Genomic DNA, 18,050 nt, shown 5'->3' on the forward strand with positions numbered 1-18,050 from the left:
GTCCCGCCACCGCAAGGAGTCGCCCCGTGACCGCCGGTCGCCCGCCCCGCGTGCTCATCGACGCCACGAGTGTCCCCGCCGATCGCGGCGGCGTCGGTAGATACGTCGATGGCCTGCTCGGCGCCCTCGGCAAGGTGTGCGGATCGGCGGTGGACCTGGTGGTGGTCAGCCTCCGCACCGACCTGGAGCGTTACCGCCGGATGCTGCCGGGCGCGGAGATCGTTCCCGCGCCGGCAGCGGTCGCGCACCGGCCGGCCCGGCTCGCCTGGGAACAGACCGGTCTGCCACTGCTCGCCCAACAGGTGAGCGCGGAGGTGCTGCACTCGCCCTTCTACACCTGCCCACTGCGGGCCGGCTGTCCGGTCACCGTGACGGTGCACGACGCGACGTTCTTCACCGAGCCGGAGCACTACGACAAGTCCCGCCGGACGTTCTTCCGCAGCGCGATAAAGACCTCGCTCCGGCGTGCGGACCGGGTGATCGTGCCCAGCAAAGCCACCCGTGACGAGCTGATCCGACTGTTGGACGCCGACCCGACCCGAATCGACGTGGCCTACCACGGTGTGGACCATGAGGCGTTCCACGCGCCCGGCGATGAGGAGAAGGCCCGGGTCCGTGCCCGCCTGGGGTTGGGTGACAGCAACTACGTCGCGTTCCTCGGTGCCAAGGAGCCCCGCAAGAACGTGCCGAACCTGATCCGTGGCTGGGCCCGGGCGGTCGCCGACCGGCAGGATCCGCCGGCCCTCGTGGTGGCCGGCGGGCAGGGACACGACGACGACATCGACCGCGCGGTGGCCGAGGTGCCCTCGCACCTGCGGCTGCTGCGTCCCGGCTATCTGCGCTACGGCGATCTGCCCGGTTTCCTCGGTGGGGCGTTGGTGGCCGCGTACCCCTCCTACGGCGAGGGGTTCGGGTTGCCCATCCTGGAGGCGATGGCGTGCGCCGCCCCGGTGCTCACCACCCCCCGGCTGTCGCTGCCCGAAGTCGGTGGCGACGCGGTGGCCTACACCAGCGAAGATCCGGACCAGATCGCCGTCGACCTGGCGGCGCTGCTCGACGACGAGCGACGCCGGTTGTCACTGGCCAAGGCCGGTTTCGACCGGGCGAAGGAGTTCACCTGGGGGTCCAGCGCCGAGGTGCACATCGCGGCATGGACCAGGGCACGGGCGTGAGGCCGGCAACCGGGGCGCCCGGTCCGGGCGGTTCGGGCATGATGTCCTGGTGATCTATGTCGTCATTCCGGCTGGTGGCAGCGGCACGAGGCTGTGGCCGCTGTCCCGCGCCGGGCATCCCAAGTTCCTCCACCCGTTCACCGGTACGTCCGCGTCGCTGCTCCAGGCGACCGTCGAGCGGCTGGGGCCGTTGACCACTCCCGAACGCACGATGGTGGTCACCGGAGTCGCGCACGCCGCGGCTGTGGCCCGTCAGCTGACCGGTCTGCCGGAGGAGAACATCCTGGTCGAACCGTCACCTCGGGACTCCTGCGCCGCCATCGCGCTGGCCGCCGCGGTCATCGCCGTACGCGACCCGGACGCCGTCATGGGATCGTTCGCCGCCGACCACCTGATCGGCGACCCACAGCGATGGGTGGACACCGTCCGGGAGGCGGTCCGGGGGGCGGAGCAGGGGCTGCTGATGACTGTCGGGATCACGCCGACCCGGCCGGAGACCGGCTACGGATATCTACGGACCGGCGAACCCGTCGGTGGCGGCCCGATGCGCCCGGTGGTCGAGTTCAAGGAGAAGCCGAGCGCGGAGGTGGCCGAGACGTACGTGCGTTCGGGCCACTACCTCTGGAACGCCGGCATGTTCGTCTGGCGGGTGTCGGCGTTCCTCGCCGAACTGGCACGTCAGCAGCCCGACCTGCACGACGGGGTCACCACGATCGCGGCGGCCTGGGACTCCGACGAACAAGACGCCGTGCTCGGTGCTGTCTGGCCCACGCTGACGAAGATCTCGGTGGACTACGCGGTGATGGAGGGCGCTGCCGCGGCTGGCCGGGTGGCGACCGTGCCCGGTGACTTCCGGTGGAACGACGTGGGTGACTTCCACACGCTCGGCGAGGTGCTGCCGGCGGACACCGCGGGGAACGTGGTACTCGCGGGTGACGCCAAGGCCGAGGTGATGCTGCGGGACAGCAGCGGGATGGTGGTGGCACCGCAGGCCGGCCGGCTGGTGGCCGCCGTCGGCGTACGGGACCTGATCGTGGTCGACACCGAGGACGCGTTGCTGGTCTGCCCGCGTGACCGTGCCCAGGACGTGAAGTCGATCGTGGACGAGCTCAGGAGACGGGGTGAGGACAGGCTCGTCTGAAGGCTGCCAGGCCCGGTGCGACGAGTCGGGCGGTCCCACCGGCCAGCGGGTGGGGCAGGCGTTCCGGTGGGAACCAGCCGAGCGCCTCGGACTCCGCGCTCACCCGTTCCGTCGCCCCGGCCGGCGCGAACACGGCGAAGCGCACGTCGTGGTGCAGCGATCCGCCCTGGCAGGTCACCTGGTGCACATCCACGTCGATGGGCGTCGGATCGATCCGCAGCCCGGCGATGCCCGACTCCTCGGTGGCTTCCCGCAGCGCCGTGTCGACAAGGGTCCGGTCGCCGGGCTCACAGTGCCCGCCCAACTGCACCCACTTGTGGAGCTTCCCGTGTAGGCAGAGCAGCACCCTGGTGCCGGTCGCGTCGAAGACCAGCGTGCTCGCGGTGACGTGGCCGACCCGATGTTCGCGGCCCATCGCCGTCGGCCCGGTCTCGAGCAGGCCAAGGGTACGGTCGCGGGACTTCGCCGCGTCCGGGCTGGTCGGCGTCCAGCCGGTGAGTACCGCCACCGCGTTCTCGTGCAACGCCGTCCAGTCCACCGCGTCGCCGGGTAGTGTTTCGTCCACCGTCCGGGGTGTCGACATCAGCCGCTCCTCTCGTCCGTGCCAGCGTAGAGGGCGCTGGTGGACACTCCGACGTCGTTGAAACACGATCTGACCCTGCTCGCCCCGGGCCTGCTGGTCAGTCACCGCGACCGCAACATTGTCCTGCACACCCTCACCCCTCGGCCGCGCCGTCCTCGACCCCCGGCCCCCCACCTTCGGTGCGTCCGCCACCCGCCCTCGGCGGGGCGGCGCGGGCAGCGAGCGGCGTGGGCGGGGTGGGGGTCTGTCAGAGGGCGAGGGCGGCGGCGGCGGTGGTGCCGTTGGGTGGGGGGAGGAGTCGGGTGGGGACGCCTGCTGCCGCGAGGGCGGTGCGCAGGCGTTGCACGTCGGTGCCGAAACGGACCAGCTGGACCGGGCCCACCGGGGTGGGTGGGGAGCAGAGCACCAGTCCGGTTGCGCGGGTCGGCCAGCCCGGCACGATGGGAACCAGAGCGGCGCGTGCGCTCTCGTCGGTGACCTGGGAGAAGACCGTGCCGGGGGCGATCACACCGGCGACTGAGGCGATCGCCTGGTCGACGGTCGCCGGGTCGGGTGGGGCTTCACCCAGACTGTCCGGCAGGACGGCGGCGGCTGCCAGCCCGGCTGCCTTCGCCTCGGCGGTGCCCAGCGAGAACAGGTCCATCGACGTGTCCCGGACCAGGACCCTGGCCCCCGCGCCGTCGCCGGCCAGCGGTGGCGTCAGATAGCCGCGGATCACCGCGACCGGCACCTGGTCGCACTTGCCCTTGATCAACTCTCCTGCCGCGGCCAGTTCGTCGATCACCGCCATCTGCGTCAACACCAGTTCGTTGCCGTACGGGTCGACTTCGCCCCGGTGGTCGCGGACGGCGTCCATCCCGGCGACTCCGAGGGCCACGTCAGTGAGTCCGTTGCGCCAGGGGCGCCCCATCGTGTCGCTCACGACAACCGCCACGTCCACGCCGTACCGGTCGCGCAGACCGGCGCGGAGGTTGCGGGCCGAAGCGTCCGGGTCCTCCGGGAGTAGGACCAGTCGGGTCTTGTCGACGTTCGAGGCGTCGATCCCGGCGGCGGCCATCACGAAGCCGTGTCGGGTCTGCACGATCCGGGTTTGGCCACGTGACGCCACCACCCGTACCGTCTCTGCCGCAAGTACGTCGTCCCGGGCGGCCTGCCGGTCGGGGCCGTCGGCGGGTACGTCGACCAGCCGGCCCTCGGACTTCGAGATGATCTTGCTGGTCACCACCAGCACATCCCCGTCGCGCAGCCAGGGCGCCGCACTCCCGATCAGTACCGCCAGGTCGTCACCCTCGGCCACGTGCCCGATGCCGGACACCGGCAGGATCTCCAGTCTCACGTCAACTCCACCGCAGCGCGGACCATTGCCGCCGTCGCCGCCTCGTCGGTCATCCGCAGCGGCAGGGCGCGGACCGTCACGTCCGGCACCACAGTTGCGGCATCCTCCTCGGCCACCAACCAGCCGTCGATCAGCCCTCCGGTGGCCCGGCCTCCGTACAGCCCACCGACACCGCCAGCGGAGCACTCCACGCCGACGACGGCCAGGCAGCGGTCGGCCATGCCGCGTACCGGCGCTCCGCCGATGATCGGCGAGACACCCACCACCGAGGCCGGGCCGTCCGTCACCGCCTCGCGCAGGCCCGGCACGGCGAGGATCGGTGCGATACTGACCACCGGGTTGCTCGGTGCCACGAGCAGCACGTCCGCTCCGGCGATCGCCTCTGCCACGCCGGGCGCCGGCTTCGCCGACTCCGCACCGACGAAGACGAAACGGTGGGTCGGAACCTGAGCCCGGTAGCGTACCCACCATTCCTGGAAGTGGATCGCCCGCTGCCCACCGTCGAGGTCGATGATCGCGTGCGTCTCCAGGCGGTCGTCGGTCGCCGGCAGCAGGCGTACGCCGGGCTGCCAGCGCGTCGCGAGTGCTTCGGTGACCTGGTGCAGCGGATAGCCGGCGTCGAGCATCGTGGTGCGGACCAGGTGGGTGGCGATGTCCCGGTCACCGAGGCCGAACCAGCCCGGCTCGGCACCGTAGGCGGCCATCTCGTCCTTGACCGTCCAGCTCTCGTCGGCGCGCCCCCAGCCCCGCGTCGGGTCGGCGCCACCGCCGAGGGTGTACAGCACGCTGTCCAGGTCCGGACAGATCCGGAGCCCGTGCAGCCGTAGGTCGTCGCCGACGTTGACCACTGCGGTCACCTCGGCACCAACCTCGCGGGCGTACGCCCGCACCCCGAGCAGGAACCGGGCACCGCCGATTCCGCCGGTCAGGACCACGATGCGCATTCGCCCATCCTCGCCTACGTGCCGCCTCCGGCAGCCAGGTGGCCCGGGAGACTAGGCTCACGTCGGCATCTGTCCGCTTTCGCCGCAGGGAGAGTTCGTGACCAGCCCAGCCGAGCCCCCGCCCACCGACCCGACCCCGGCCCGCCAGGTGACCGGACCGCTGCGTGAACTCGCTGCCTTCGTGCTCCTGGGCGCGAACGCCGTTTTCCTCTTCGTGGGGCTGATCCGGCTGCTGACCCCGCAGGGTGCCTACAGCACGGTGACCGGGCGTGCCGCCAGTTCGTTCTTCGCCCTCATCGGCGTGGAGGCGGTGGTCCTACCGGTGCTGGCGGTACTGCTGGCAACGCACTTCGCTCCGACCGTCGAACGGGCGAAACTCGTCACGCAGGTGGCGCTTGTCGAGTACGCGGTGAGTGCTGTGCTCGGTGGTCTGACCCTGCTCATCTGGGTGGTCGGGCGTCTGGCCGAGGCGCAGCTCTTCGACGCCATGACCGGCCTGCTCACCCGGGTCGCCTGGGTGGCGCTCTTCGCGGTGGCCGCGTACGTGGTGTGGAGCGTGTGGCAGCGGCTCTACCACGTGCCCCGGCCCAAGCCGGAGCCGGGCCTGTACGGCACGCCGCAGCCGCAGGGTTGGCCGCAGCCGGGAGGCCCGGGCCACTTCGGTGGCCAGCCTGCTCAGCAGGGCGGTGGTTGGGTTCCGCCCGGGCAGCCGGGCGGTTGGCCGGCAGCGGACCGGTCTGCGGGCTACCCGGGCACCGGTCACCTCAGCGGTCATCCTGGGACAGGGCAGCAGCATCAGGCCGGCTCCGGCCAGTTCGGCGGCTATCCGACGGGCGGCGCACCCAGTGACTATCCCGCCGACCAGGGCTACCCCGGCAGCCAGCCGGGCTGGCCGGTCGCCGGTCAGGCGCCCGCCGCCGGCCCGCCGGAGTCCCCGCACACCTGGCCGCCGCACGGTCAGCCGGCAGTGCCACCGCAGTCGGTGGCACCGTCCTCGCCAGCCGCACCACCGTTCGGGCAGCCGGCGTCGGCGGACCCGACCCAGAGCATCCCGCGCCAGGGTGACCCGGCCGGCGGTGCGCGCCCGGGTGTCGACCCGACCCAGGCGATCCCACGGCCGGCTGACGGCGACGTCGATCCGTCGGGTCCCCGACCGGGCGACGGGGCCGCCGACCGCACCCAACGGATCGACCCGGGCGACCAGCCCGGTTGAGCGATCTCCGGCAGCTGGCCGTACCGGTTCCGTCGTCGCGCACGTGCGGTTGCCCACGGGGTAGGGACCGGGCAGGGTGGCAGCGCATAGGCTGAACGGATGGTTGATCGGAGCGAGCGCGGGCCGGGTGACAGGGGCGTACGGCGGGCACTGCACCGCGCCGCCACCGGCCGGGCGCTCGACGTCGACGAGGCGTCTACCCTGCTGACCGCGCGGGGCGCGGCTCTGGAGGAACTCCTCGGTATCGCCGGCGCGATCCGCGACGCAGGGCTACGGGAGGCCGGCCGGCCGGGCGTCGTCACGTACTCGAAGAAGGTCTTCGTTCCGCTGACCCGGCTCTGCCGGGACCGCTGCCACTACTGCACGTTCGCCACGGTGCCGCACCGGCTGCCGGCGCCTTTCCTCGACCGCGACGAGGTGCTGGCCGTCGCCCGGGCCGGCGCGGCGCAGGGTTGCAAGGAAGCCCTTTTCACGCTCGGTGACCGGCCGGAGGAGCGGTGGCCGGCCGCCCGTCAGTGGCTCGACGAACGCGGCTACGGCTCCACCCTCGACTACCTGCGGGCCTGCGCCGTCGCGGTGCTTGAGGAGACCGGCCTGCTGCCGCACCTGAACCCGGGCGTGCTCTCCTGGGCGGAACTGCACCGGCTCAAGCCGGTGGCGCCGAGCATGGGCATGATGCTGGAGACCACGGCCACCCGGTTGTGGTCCGAACCCGGTGGCCCGCACTACGGCTCGCCGGACAAGGAACCGGCGGTGCGGTTGCGGGTGCTCGACGACGCCGGACGGGTCGGCGTGCCGTTCACCACCGGCATCCTGATCGGTATCGGCGAGACCCACGCCGAACGCGTCGACGCGATCTTCGCGATCCGGCGGGCCCAGCGGGAGTACGGCCATCTCCAGGAGGTGATCGTGCAGAACTTCCGGGCGAAGCCGGACACGGCGATGCGCGGGATGCCCGACGCCGAGCTACACGACCTTGCGGCGACCGTGGCGGTGGCCCGTCTGCTGTTGGGTCCGAAGGCACGCATCCAGGCACCTCCGAATCTGATCGCCGGCGAGTACGACCTGCTGCTGCGGGCCGGCATCGACGACTGGGGTGGGGTGTCACCGGTGACACCCGACCACGTCAACCCGGAGCGTCCCTGGCCGCAGCTCGACGAACTGGCGGCCCGAACCGCAGCTGCCGGCTTCACCCTGCGGGAACGGTTGACCGTCTACCCGGAGTACGTCCAGGCCGGTGAGCCGTGGCTGGATGCGCGTCTGCTGCCGCACGTGAGCGCGCTTGCCGACCCGGCGACCGGGTTGGCGGTAGCGGAGACCCGTCCGGTCGGCAGGCCGTGGCAGGAGCCCGACGAGACCTTCGGCGGACGGACCGACCTGCACACCACCATCGACACTGCGGGGCGTACGGACGACCGGCGGGGCGACTTCGACCACGTCTACGGTGACTGGGCCGAGGTGGCGGCGAAGGCGGCTGTGCCACCGGCGCGAGCGGGTGCCGACGATGGCCCGGGTAACGGGGTGGCAGGTCGCGCCGTAGCTGGCCGGCAGGCCACCGCGGGTTCCGGTGACGCCGACCTGCGGGCCGGGCTGCGGTTGGCCGCCGACGATCCGGCGGCCCTGCTGGAGCCCCGGCACACCGACGCCGCGCTGGCACTTTTCGGCGTCGACGGTCAGGCTCTCGACGAGTTGTGCCGCACCGCCGACGAGTTGCGCCGCCGTGCCGTCGGTGACGACGTGACCTATGTGGTCAACCGCAACATCAACTTCTCGAACGTCTGTTACGTGGGTTGCCGGTTCTGTGCCTTCGCCCAGCGGGAGCGCGACGCCGACGCCTACCGGCTCTCGGTGGATCAGGTCGCGGAGCGGGCCCGGGAGGCGTGGGAGGCCGGGGCCGGTGAGGTGTGCATCCAGGGTGGCATCGACCCGAAGCTGCCGGTGACGATCTACGCCGACCTGGTCCGGGCGATCAAGGCCCGGGTGCCGCGGATGCACGTGCACGCCTTCTCTCCGATGGAGATCGTCACCGCTGCCGCGAAGGCCGGTGTGCCGGTGCGGGAGTGGCTGGCCGGGCTGCGCGAGGCGGGACTGGACACCATTCCGGGCACCGCTGCGGAGATTCTCGACGACGAGGTGCGCTGGGTGCTCACCAAGGGCAAGTTGCCGACCGCCGCCTGGGTCGAGGTGGTGAGCACGGCCCACGAGCTCGGCATCCGGTCCAGCTCGACGATGATGTACGGCCACGTGGACCATCCCGGGCACTGGCTGGCGCATTTCCGGGTTCTCGCCGGTGTGCAGGATCGCACCGGCGGGTTCACCGAGTTCGTGGCGTTGCCGTTCGTGCACACGAACGCTCCGATCTATCTCGCCGGCATCGCGCGGCCCGGTCCGACGTGGCGGGAGAACCGGGTGGTGCACGCGATGGCGCGGGTGCTGTTGCACGGCCGGATCGACAACATCCAGTGCTCCTGGGTGAAACTGGGCGACGCGGGTACGGCGGAGTTGTTGCGCAGCGGCTGCAACGACCTGGGCGGCACGCTCATGGAGGAGACCATTTCCCGGATGGCCGGTTCCGGCAACGGGTCGGCGCGAACGGAGGAGCAGTTGCGGGCCATCGCGGAGGCGGCGGGTCGACCAGCGCGTAGGCGTACGACTGCATACGGTCACATATCGGCTTAGTTCGAACGTTCGCGTTCCGGCGGACGTACCTGTCGATGCCGGCGGCGGCACGGCGAGGACCGCCGCCGGTACCCCTCGCGGGGGCCGATGTGTTCTGTCGTGGCCCCCGTCCGTCAATGCGGGCGACGTGTGCGGCGCCGCCGCCGGAAAGGTTGGCCATGATCACTGAGAAGCGTAAGCGGCGTGGACTGAAACTGACCCGTCGGCAGACAATCACCGCCGCGGCGAGTGCCACGCTCGGCGCTGCCGCGCTCGCGGTGCCGGGGCTGTCGCTGGCCGGGGACGGCAACGACAAGGCCGCCGCCGGTGAGGCCGAGACGATCGTCGTGTTTCTGCGGGACGCGAAGTCCGGCACCCTGGACGTGTTCGTCGGTCAGTCCCGGATCGAGGTGCGTGACCGTGACCTGGCGGACAAGTTGCGTGGCGCCGCCGGTCGGCGCTGAGCCGTTGCCGACCCGCCGCTGCGGGGTGCCGGGGGTCTGCCCGGCTGCCGGCTCGGGCGTCGTCCCCATGTTCGTCGTCCTGCGCGTCGTGCCCTGCCGCCGACGCTGAGTGTCTCCGCCACCCGCCCCAGTGCGGCGGGTTCGGCGCGGTCGGTGGGCCCCGCGCCCCGACCGGCCAGTCCGAATTGATTTTTTCGCCCAGTGAGGTGGGTCCGTCATGTCTTCACACCGCGAGGCACCGGAGATCGCCAAGGATCCTGTCGCCGATTCCTCCGACCTGTACGCGTTCGTCACCCCCGATAATCCGGACACGGTGACGCTGATCGCCAACTACGTACCGTTGCAGTTGCCTTCCGGTGGGCCCAACTTCTTCGAGTTCGGCGACGACGTACGGTACGAAATCAACATCGACAACAATGGTGACGGGCAGCCGGACGTCGTCTATCGGTTCGAGTTCGTCACCGAGATCACCAATCCGAACAGTTTTCTCTACAACACCGGACCGATCGACGCACTCGACAGTGAGAACTGGAACCGTCGGCAGTTCTACAGCCTGACCCGGATCGTCGGCGGCGAGGAGGAGTTGCTGGCGCAGAAGTTGCCCTGCCCGCCCTGCAACGTCGGTCCACTGTCCACTCCGAACTACGCGGAACTGGTACGGCAGGCGACCTTCAAGCTCTCCACGGGCGAGAAGGTCTTCGCCGGGCAGCGTGCCGACGGGTTCTTCGTGGACCTGGGTGCGATCTTCGACCTGGGTACGCTGCGACCGTTCCAGCAGTTGCACGTCGCGGGAAAGCAGATCTTCCAGAACCCGGGTGAGCCGGTGAACGCCACCGACCGGCTGAACGTGCACAGCCTGGCGTTGCAGGTGCCGCTGAACCTGGTGCGTCGTAGTGCCGCCCGTTACCACTGGCAGGAGCCGGCCTCGGTGATCGGGGTGTGGACCTCGGCGTCCCGTCAGCAGGTGCGCATGCTGGGGGACCGCGTGGCGACCGACATCAACGCCGGGCCGTTCACGCAGGTGTCCCGGTTGGGCAACCCGCTGTTCAATGAGGTCATCGTGCCGATGGCGCAGAAGGACCTGTGGAACACCCTGTCCCCGGCGGAGGACAACCAGTTCGCTCAGTTCGTGGAGCGGCCGGAACTGGCCGCTCTGCTGCCGGTGCTCTATCCGCACGTCTTCCCGAACCTCGACGCGTTGAACCAGTCCGGGCAGGCCCGGGCCGACCTGGTGGCCATCCTGCTCACCGGTATCCCCGAGGGGCTGATCGACGGTTTCACCAACAGCACTGGTGATCTGCAGGCCGACATGCTGCGCCTGAACACCGCGATCCCACCGGCCGATCGGCCGAACGCGCTCGGTGTCCTCGGGGGCGACCTCGCGGGCTTCCCGAACGGTCGGCGGGTGACCGACGACGTGGTGACGATTTCGCTGCGGGCCATCGCCGGGCTGACCGTGCCACTGGTCGATCGCCACTTCCAGCCGGACGAGGCGGCGGCAGCGGTGACTCCGGGGTTGAGCGCCGAGGACGTGACCGCGCCGTTCCTGAACAAGTTTCCCTTCCTCGGTACGCCCTACGACGGGTTCAACAACCCGGCGGCGGGCTCCTGAGTGGAAGGGCGAAGGATGGGCGGACACGAGCACTCGCACACGTACGGTCCTTCGGGGACCGGAACCGTTGTCCTCGACCTCGGTGGTGACACCGGTGCCCTGATCATCTACACCGGACGTGAACTGCTCGGGCGGGAGATCGAGGTGAGCCGCGTCGACCGGGACGGCAACCCGCGTACCCACTCGGCGGTGCGTGAGCGTCGGGTTCGGGACGGTACGTTCCACGGTGCCGTCTACCCGGACCTGCCAGCGGGAGTCTATACCGTCTGGTGGGACGGTGACACACCCGTCGGGTCGGTCACCGTAACCGGTGGTGTTGTTGCCGAGTTCGCCTTGCCGACCAGCGTGTACTCGTCGTCTGACTGATCCGCCGGAGTCTGCGTCTACCGCGTCCCGTCCACAGTGTGGACGGGACGCGGTCGTCGTTGGACCACCCGGCGGGCGGGGTCGGCGCAGTCGGGATACCCTTGCCCATCAAGATCAACGGATCTTGCTGGCGGCTTCCTCCGCCTGGATGCGAAGGCCGGTCGCTTCGGCGGCGACCGGCGCGCCACAGGAGAAAACTCGGGCAACTCGCCGGGGAGGGCGTTACTCGGCCGGGGTCTGAATCGATAGGGCAGGGCGAGACCGGGTGGTACGGATGGCCGTCCGGGATGCGTGTCGGGAGGGCGACTCCATTATCAAGTTCGGCTTGACTGTGCACGTAATACACGCGTGTAATTTGAATGGGGTTGTTCGCACGGAACGCACGATAACCGGACCGGACGGACAAAAGCACGCCTTTCGCGTGGGGGGTTGCAGCGGCGACGACGCCGGTGCGCGACAAGGAGGCAACTGAATGGACGGCCAGCTGGAGGCGGCCGACCTGCTCGGAAACGCGCCGGAGTGGCAGGAGCGGGCCCTGTGCTCGCAGACCGACCCGGAGGCGTTCTTCCCCGAGAAGGGCGGCTCGACCCGCGAGGCGAAGCGCATCTGCTCGCGGTGCGAGGTCAAGACGGAGTGCCTCGAATACGCTCTCGGCCATGACGAGCGTTTCGGGATCTGGGGCGGGCTCTCCGAACGGGAGCGGCGCAAGCTGAAGCGCCGGGCGGCCTGAACGACGTGGGGCGGGGCGGCTGGGGGGCCGTCCCACCCGACGATCAGGCCAACTCGTCCGGGTCGACGCCGAGCAGGTTCGCCACCTGCTCGATGATCACGTCGTGGACCAGATCGGCGAGATCCTCACGGTCCATCGCCCGGAACTCCAACGGTCGCCGGTACAGCACGATCCGCGGCGGGACCTCCTGGCGGCCCGGCCGACCGGGCAGCAGCCGGGCCAGCGGCACCTCGCCGTCCTCCAGCACGTCGGAGTCGTAGACGTTCAGATCGGGCGGGACGTCCTCGACGGCGAACTCCACTCCGGCCAACTCCTTGGCGAACCGGCGCTCGAGCGTCTCGACGGTGTCCAGCACAAGGTCGTCGAAGATCTCCGCCTTGGTCCGGGCCAGCGGCACGGTGGCCGGTACCAGCCGCCCTCGCAGGCCACGTCCGTGCCGGTCGCGGTGCGCCCGACGGGTGGTGCCGGGACGGCGGCTCTCCGGGCTCGTCATGAGCCAAAGAGTAGCTTCCGGTCCGCTCCGGACCGCGTCGGCGCCAACCACCTGGCGCGTTGCGGCAGGCGACCGGAAATGTGATCACCAAGACGGGCGTGTCGTAACGCGAAGCGGTGCGCCGAAGCCGGTAATGGAGATACCCTGCGCCGGTGAGGTCACCACGGCGCTGCTCCCGCAACGGCTGCCCCCGGCAAGCGGTCGCCACACTGACCTATGTCTACAACGAGTCGACCGCGGTGGTGGGCCCGCTTGCCGCCTTCGCCGAGCCGCACACGTACGACCTCTGTGAGCCGCACGCCCGCAGCCTGACCGCCCCGCGCGGTTGGGAGGTGGTCCGGCACGAGGGCGAATTCGAGCCACCGCCGCCCACCACCGACGATCTGGTGGCCCTCGCCGAGGCGGTCCGCGAGGCCGCCCGTCCCGCCCCCCGCCCTCTTCAGGACGACCAGCACCACTCCACTGCGCCTCCCGCCCCGGCTCCAACCTCCCGCCGCGGTCACCTCCGTGTGATCCCTCCCGCCCACTGAACCCCACCCCCACTGCTGCGTCGATCATGAGGTCGGCGGCACTTGCGGATCTCGGTGGTGCCGCCAACCTCATGATCGACAGGGTGGGTCAGAGGCGGGACCAGGCTTCGGTGAGGACGGTACGGAGGATCTGCTCGATCTCGTCGAACTGCTGCTGGTCGGCGATCAGCGGTGGGGCGAGCTGTACCACGGGGTCGCCCCGGTCATCGGCGCGGCAGTAGAGCCCGGCATCGAAGAGGGCGCTGGAGAGGAATCCGCGCAGCAGTCGCTCCGACTCGGCCCCGTCGAACGTCTCCCGCGTGCTCTTGTCCTTGACCAACTCGATGCCGTAGAAGTAGCCGTCGCCCCGGACGTCACCGACGATCGGCAGATCGTGCAGCTTCTCCAGGGTGGCGCGGAACGCCCCCTCGTTGGCGCGTACGTGCCCGATCAGGTCCTCCCGGGCGAAGACCTCCAGGTTGGCCAGGGCCACCGCGCAGGAGACCGGGTGGCCGCCGAAGGTCACCCCATGGGCGAACATGCCGGTCTCGGTCAGGAACGGCTCCATCAGCCGGTCGCTGGCGATCATCGCGCCGAGCGGAGCATAACCAGAGGTGATCCCCTTGGCGGTGGTGATCATGTCGGGCTGGTAGCCGTAGCGCTGCGCGCCGAAGTACTCGCCGAGCCGTCCCCACGAGCAGATCACCTCGTCACTGACCAGCAGCACGTCGTACGCGTCGCAGATGTCGCGGACCCGCTCGAAGTAGCCGGGCGGCGGTGGGAAGCAGCCGCCGGAGTTCTGCACCGGCTCCAGGAAGACCGCCGCCACGGTTTCCGGCCCCTCCCGCTCGATGGCGCGGCCGATCTCCTCGGCCGCCCAACGACCGAACGCCTCCGGGTCGTCGCCGTGTTCGGGGGCCCGGTAGAAGTTGGTGTTCGGCACCTTGATTCCCCCGGGCACCAACGGCTCGAAATCCGTCTTGATGCCGGGCAGCCCGGTGATCGACAGAGCGCCCATCGACGTGCCGTGGTAGGCGATGTACCGGCTGACCACCTTGTGCTTGGTCGGCTTGCCGGTCCGCTTGAAGTACGCGCGGGCCAACTTCCAGGCCGCCTCGACGGCCTCCGAGCCGCCGGTGGTGAAGAAGACCCGGTTCAGGTCCCCCGGTGCGAGAGTGGCGATTCTCTCGGCCAGTTCGACCGCCTTCGGGTGGGCGTACGACCAGAGGGGGAAGTAAGCCAGCTCGCTGGCCTGTTTGGTGGCGGCCTCGGCAAGCTCCGCGCGCCCGTGGCCGGCGTTGACCACGAACAGCCCGGCCAGCCCGTCGAGGTAACGGCGGCCCTGGGCGTCCCAGACGTACGCACCCTCGCCGCGCACGATTGTCGGCACCTCTGTGGCGGAGTAGCTCGCCATCCGGGTGAAGTGCATCCAGAGGTGGTCGGTGGCGTCGGCCATGTCAGCCCCATCGTGTCTCGGGCCGGTAAGGGGTGACCGGCCGCTCGTGTCACGGTTATCCCATAGCTCGACACCTCAAAGCAAGTGCTATCGGTTGACAAGTGCCTGATGTGCAACGAATTCGGTGCTGCTTGGCGCGGTCCTACAACGGAATCCGTACTGCCTGCCGGTGGATCCGTCATTCCTGCCTCCGGCCGCCGGGATGCGCGGGTCGCGGGGTCCTGCGGGCTCCGGCGGTCGGGTCGGCACGGGTTGCGACATGTCGAGTGGGTCCAGCGAGTGATCGAGCGGACGGCGCGCCAGGTGGATCAGGCGGTACCCCAGCTGTAGGTCTGTTTGCGGAGCTTCAGGTAGACGAATGCCTCCGTCGAGAGCACCCCGTCGACCGCGCGCAACCGTTGCAGGATCTCCAGCAGGTGTTCGTCGTTGCGGCAGACCGCCTCGGCAAGGAGGTCGAACGAACCCGCGGTGATCACCACGTAGTCGACCTCGTCCAGCTCGGCGATGCGGTCGGCGACGCTCTCCAGGTCGCCGTCGGTCCGTAGGCCGATCATGGCCTGGCGCGGGAAACCCAGTTGAAGCGGGTCGGTGACCGCGACGATCTGCATCACCCCGGCGTCGAGCAGGCGTTGTACGCGCTGCCGTACCGCCGCCTCGGAGAGTCCCACCGCTTTGCCGATGGTGGCGTACGGGCGGCGGCCGTCCTCCTGGAGCTGTTCGATGATCTGCTTCGCCACGTCGTCGAGCAGGGCGTGACTGGCGCCTTCGCGCACACTCACCCGGCGCCCGCCGGTGCCGTTCTCCTGCTGCCGGTTCGTCATCGAACGCTCCCCCAGTTCGTCACCGGGGTGAGCCTAGCGCTACGAGTCACTCTGCCGTAATTCGTCGTCAGGCGCTATTGCGGCAACGGAATCCCTTGTGAGTGAGGGTTTCTCATGTCAGGATCAGTCGTCCATCGCCACTGACCCTCCAGCCGGCGCGTACCCCGTCCCGCCGCCGACGATCAGCCATAGGAGTCGTCACATGCGTAGTGCCTTCCGGCCCCTCACTCGGCGTGGCCTGCTCACCGGCACCCTCGGCTCGGCCGCGCTGCTCGCCGCCGGCGGCAGCCTGGCCGGCTGTGGCACGCCCGCCGCACAGCAGACCGAGGAGGGCTGCGTCAGCGAGGACCTGTCCGGCACCGAGAAGACGCTCGCCTTCTCCAACTGGCCGCAGTACATGGACGTCGACGAGGACGACGAATCGAAACGTCCCAGCCTGGACGAGTTCGTCAGCAGGACCGGCATCAAGGTGGCGTACTCCGAGGACGTCAACGACAACAACGAGTTCTTCGGCAAGGTGCAGAACCAGCTCGCAGCCTGCCAGAGCACCGGCCGCGACATCATGGTCCTCACCGACTGGATGGCCGCCCGGATGATCCGCCTCGGCTGGCTGCAGATGCTCGACGGGACGAAGATGCCCAACGTCGCGGCCAACATCCTGCCGTCACTGCGTAACCGTCCGTTCGATGTCGACAACCAGTACGCCGTGCCGTGGCAGTCCGGCCTCGCCGGTCTCGCCTACAACGGACGGGTCACCGGGGAGATCCGTACCGTCGACGAACTGTTGACCCGCCCCGACCTGAAGGGCAAGGTGACCGCGCTCAGCGAGATGCGGGACACCATGGGCCTGCTGCTGATGTCCAACGGGCACAACCCGGCGGACTTCACCGCCAACCAGTTCGACGACGCGCTCAACAAGCTCAAGCGGGCGGTGAACTCCGGGCAGATCCGACGCTTCACCGGCAACGACTACGCGCCGGACCTGGCCAAAGGGGATATCGCCGCGTGTGTCGGCTGGTCCGGGGACATCATCCAACTCGGCTTCGAGGACGAACAGATCAAGTTCGTGGTGCCCGACTCCGGGGTGATGCTCTGGTCGGACAACATGCTGGTGCCGAACCAGGCCAGCCACAAGACCAACGCCGAAGAGCTGATCAACTACTACTACGAGCCGGCGGTCGCCGCCCAACTCGCCGCGTACGTCAACTACATCTGCCCGGTGCAGGGCGCACAGGCGGAGATGGAAAAGATCGATCCGGAGCTGGCCGCCAACCCGCTGATCTTCCCGGACGAGGCCATGCTGTCCCGTTCCCGGGTCTTCATGGCTCTGGACGAGACGCAGGAACGCGAGTACGAAGCCAAGTTCCAGCAGGTCATCGGAGCGTGAGATGGCTCGGGACACTCCGGCCGGCGATCTGAGGCTGGCCAACCTCACCAAGACCTTCGGCGCCTTCACCGCTGTCGACAGCCTCAACCTGACGATTCCGCAGGGTTCGTTCTTCGCTCTGCTCGGTGCCTCCGGCTGCGGTAAGACCACCACCCTGCGGATGGTCGCCGGGCTGGAGCGACCCACAAGCGGGCAGGTGCTGCTCGGCGACCGGGACATCGCGCGACTGCGGCCCCACAAGCGGCCGGTGAACACGGTGTTCCAGAGCTACGCGCTCTTTCCCCACCTGGACATCTTCGAGAACGTCGCCTTCGGGCCGCGGCGACGCGGAATCCGCGCGGTCGACGAGCAGGTGCGGCAGATGCTGTCCCTGGTGCAGCTGGACGGGTACGGGCGGCGACGGCCCGCGCAACTCTCCGGCGGCCAGCAGCAGCGCGTCGCGCTGGCCCGGGCCCTCATCAACCAGCCTCAGGTGCTGCTTCTCGACGAACCGCTGGGCGCGCTCGACCTCAAACTGCGTCGCCAGATGCAGATCGAACTCAAACGCATCCAGACCGAGGTCGGCATCACCTTCGTACACGTCACCCACGACCAGGAGGAAGCCATGACGATGGCGGACACGGTCGCGGTGATGAACGCCGGCCGGATCGAGCAACTAGGTCCTCCCGCCGAGATCTACGAGTTCCCGGCGACCGCCTTCGTGGCCAACTTCCTCGGCCAGTCCAACCTGATAGCCGGCGACGTCTTCGGCCGCAGCGGCAGCGACCTGCTGGTGACCGCACACGGAGCGCGGTTCTCGGTGCCCGCCGGCCGCTCCCGCACCGACCACGGCCCGGTCTTCGTGGGAGTACGTCCGGAGAAGCTGCACCTGGCCGATACGGCGGTTCAGGTGCCCGCCGGCAGGCAGCACCTCGAAGGCACCGTGACCGACGCCTCCTACGTCGGGGTCAGCACGCAGTACCTGCTGCGTACCGGCTGGGGCAGCGAGCTGAGCGTGTTCGTCGCCAACAGCGGCGCCCAGCAGCGCTTCGCCGTCGGCGATCGGGCCGTGGCGTACTGGGATCCCCGGCACGCCTTCCTGCTCGGCCGCCGCGCCGACGAGGAGGACCGGACCATCCCGGTGCTCGACGAGCCGATCGGTGCGTCCTCATGAGCCACCGAAGTG

The 18,050-nt window shown here is 69.7% G+C and carries 17 protein-coding genes; 11 read left to right on the plus strand and 6 right to left on the minus strand.

Going from position 1 to position 18,050, the window contains the following annotated elements; translation table 11 throughout:
* The first annotated feature begins 26 nt into the window (after positions 1–26).
* A complete protein-coding gene (locus HCA58_RS13640; protein ID WP_169598195.1) occupies positions 27–1,172 on the plus strand; it encodes a glycosyltransferase family 1 protein in 1,146 nt (381 codons plus the stop codon).
* Between the two features lie 49 nt (positions 1,173–1,221).
* Positions 1,222–2,313: a mannose-1-phosphate guanylyltransferase gene (locus tag HCA58_RS13645; RefSeq protein ID WP_169598196.1), complete on the plus strand. Its 1,092-nt coding sequence runs from the start codon at positions 1,222–1,224 to the stop codon at positions 2,311–2,313.
* On the opposite strand, the gene HCA58_RS13650 is transcribed toward HCA58_RS13645, so the two are convergent.
* From HCA58_RS13650 to cofD, 3 genes are all read right to left on the minus strand, one after another.
* Complete coding sequence (locus HCA58_RS13650) at positions 2,282–2,896, minus strand: NUDIX domain-containing protein (RefSeq protein WP_169598197.1); 615 nt, start codon at positions 2,894–2,896, stop codon at positions 2,282–2,284. The genes HCA58_RS13645 and HCA58_RS13650 overlap by 32 nt on opposite strands.
* 247 nt (positions 2,897–3,143) lie before the next feature.
* Positions 3,144–4,232 carry a coenzyme F420-0:L-glutamate ligase gene (locus HCA58_RS13655; protein ID WP_169598198.1) on the minus strand — a complete coding sequence of 363 codons (1,089 nt, stop codon included), beginning with the start codon at positions 4,230–4,232 and terminating at the stop codon, positions 3,144–3,146.
* Complete coding sequence (cofD, locus tag HCA58_RS13660; protein ID WP_169598199.1) at positions 4,229–5,176, minus strand: 2-phospho-L-lactate transferase; 948 nt, start codon at positions 5,174–5,176, stop codon at positions 4,229–4,231. Before cofD ends, HCA58_RS13655 begins: the two co-directional genes overlap by 4 nt.
* A gap of 97 nt (positions 5,177–5,273) precedes the next feature.
* Between cofD and HCA58_RS13665 the strand changes: the two genes are divergently transcribed.
* From HCA58_RS13665 to HCA58_RS13690, 6 genes are all read left to right on the plus strand, one after another.
* Entirely contained in the window at positions 5,274–6,389 is a 1,116-nt protein-coding gene (locus HCA58_RS13665) for a hypothetical protein (protein ID WP_169598200.1), read from the plus strand.
* A gap of 99 nt (positions 6,390–6,488) precedes the next feature.
* Complete coding sequence (locus tag HCA58_RS13670) at positions 6,489–9,068, plus strand: bifunctional FO biosynthesis protein CofGH (protein ID WP_169598201.1); 2,580 nt, start codon at positions 6,489–6,491, stop codon at positions 9,066–9,068.
* Between the two features lie 158 nt (positions 9,069–9,226).
* Entirely contained in the window at positions 9,227–9,511 is a 285-nt protein-coding gene (locus HCA58_RS13675; protein WP_169598202.1) for a hypothetical protein, read from the plus strand.
* Between the two features lie 217 nt (positions 9,512–9,728).
* On the plus strand, positions 9,729–11,123 hold the full coding sequence (locus HCA58_RS13680) for a DUF4331 domain-containing protein (protein WP_169598203.1): 1,395 nt from the start codon (positions 9,729–9,731) through the stop codon (positions 11,121–11,123).
* Positions 11,124–11,138: 15 nt separating this feature from the next.
* Positions 11,139–11,489, plus strand: coding sequence for a phospholipase (locus tag HCA58_RS13685; protein ID WP_169598204.1), 351 nt, complete (start codon positions 11,139–11,141; stop codon positions 11,487–11,489).
* A gap of 472 nt (positions 11,490–11,961) precedes the next feature.
* On the plus strand, positions 11,962–12,219 hold the full coding sequence (locus HCA58_RS13690) for a WhiB family transcriptional regulator (RefSeq protein ID WP_013731688.1): 258 nt from the start codon (positions 11,962–11,964) through the stop codon (positions 12,217–12,219).
* Positions 12,220–12,262: 43 nt separating this feature from the next.
* On the opposite strand, the gene HCA58_RS13695 is transcribed toward HCA58_RS13690, so the two are convergent.
* The gene (locus HCA58_RS13695) at positions 12,263–12,712 is read right to left on the minus strand and encodes a metallopeptidase family protein (RefSeq protein WP_169598205.1); all 450 of its coding nucleotides are present in this window, start codon (positions 12,710–12,712) and stop codon (positions 12,263–12,265) included.
* A 152-nt stretch (positions 12,713–12,864) separates the two neighbouring features.
* On the opposite strand from HCA58_RS13695, the gene HCA58_RS13700 reads away from it, so the two are divergent.
* Complete coding sequence (locus HCA58_RS13700; RefSeq protein ID WP_169598206.1) at positions 12,865–13,242, plus strand: DUF3499 domain-containing protein; 378 nt, start codon at positions 12,865–12,867, stop codon at positions 13,240–13,242.
* Positions 13,243–13,330: 88 nt separating this feature from the next.
* On the opposite strand, the gene HCA58_RS13705 is transcribed toward HCA58_RS13700, so the two are convergent.
* Positions 13,331–14,677 (minus strand): aspartate aminotransferase family protein, encoded by a 1,347-nt coding sequence (locus tag HCA58_RS13705; protein ID WP_169598207.1) that lies wholly within the window; start codon positions 14,675–14,677, stop codon positions 13,331–13,333.
* Positions 14,678–14,985: 308 nt separating this feature from the next.
* Positions 14,986–15,498, minus strand: coding sequence for an Lrp/AsnC family transcriptional regulator (locus tag HCA58_RS13710; protein WP_169598208.1), 513 nt, complete (start codon positions 15,496–15,498; stop codon positions 14,986–14,988).
* 202 nt (positions 15,499–15,700) lie between these two features.
* Between HCA58_RS13710 and HCA58_RS13715 the strand changes: the two genes are divergently transcribed.
* Entirely contained in the window at positions 15,701–16,885 is a 1,185-nt protein-coding gene (locus HCA58_RS13715) for a spermidine/putrescine ABC transporter substrate-binding protein (RefSeq protein ID WP_169598209.1), read from the plus strand.
* A gap of 1 nt (position 16,886) precedes the next feature.
* Positions 16,887–18,038: an ABC transporter ATP-binding protein gene (locus tag HCA58_RS13720; RefSeq protein ID WP_169598210.1), complete on the plus strand. Its 1,152-nt coding sequence runs from the start codon at positions 16,887–16,889 to the stop codon at positions 18,036–18,038.
* Positions 18,039–18,050 lie beyond the last annotated feature (12 nt).

It is taken from the genome of Micromonospora sp. HNM0581 (assembly GCF_012726175.1).
Lineage (GTDB): Bacteria > Actinomycetota > Actinomycetes > Mycobacteriales > Micromonosporaceae > Micromonospora.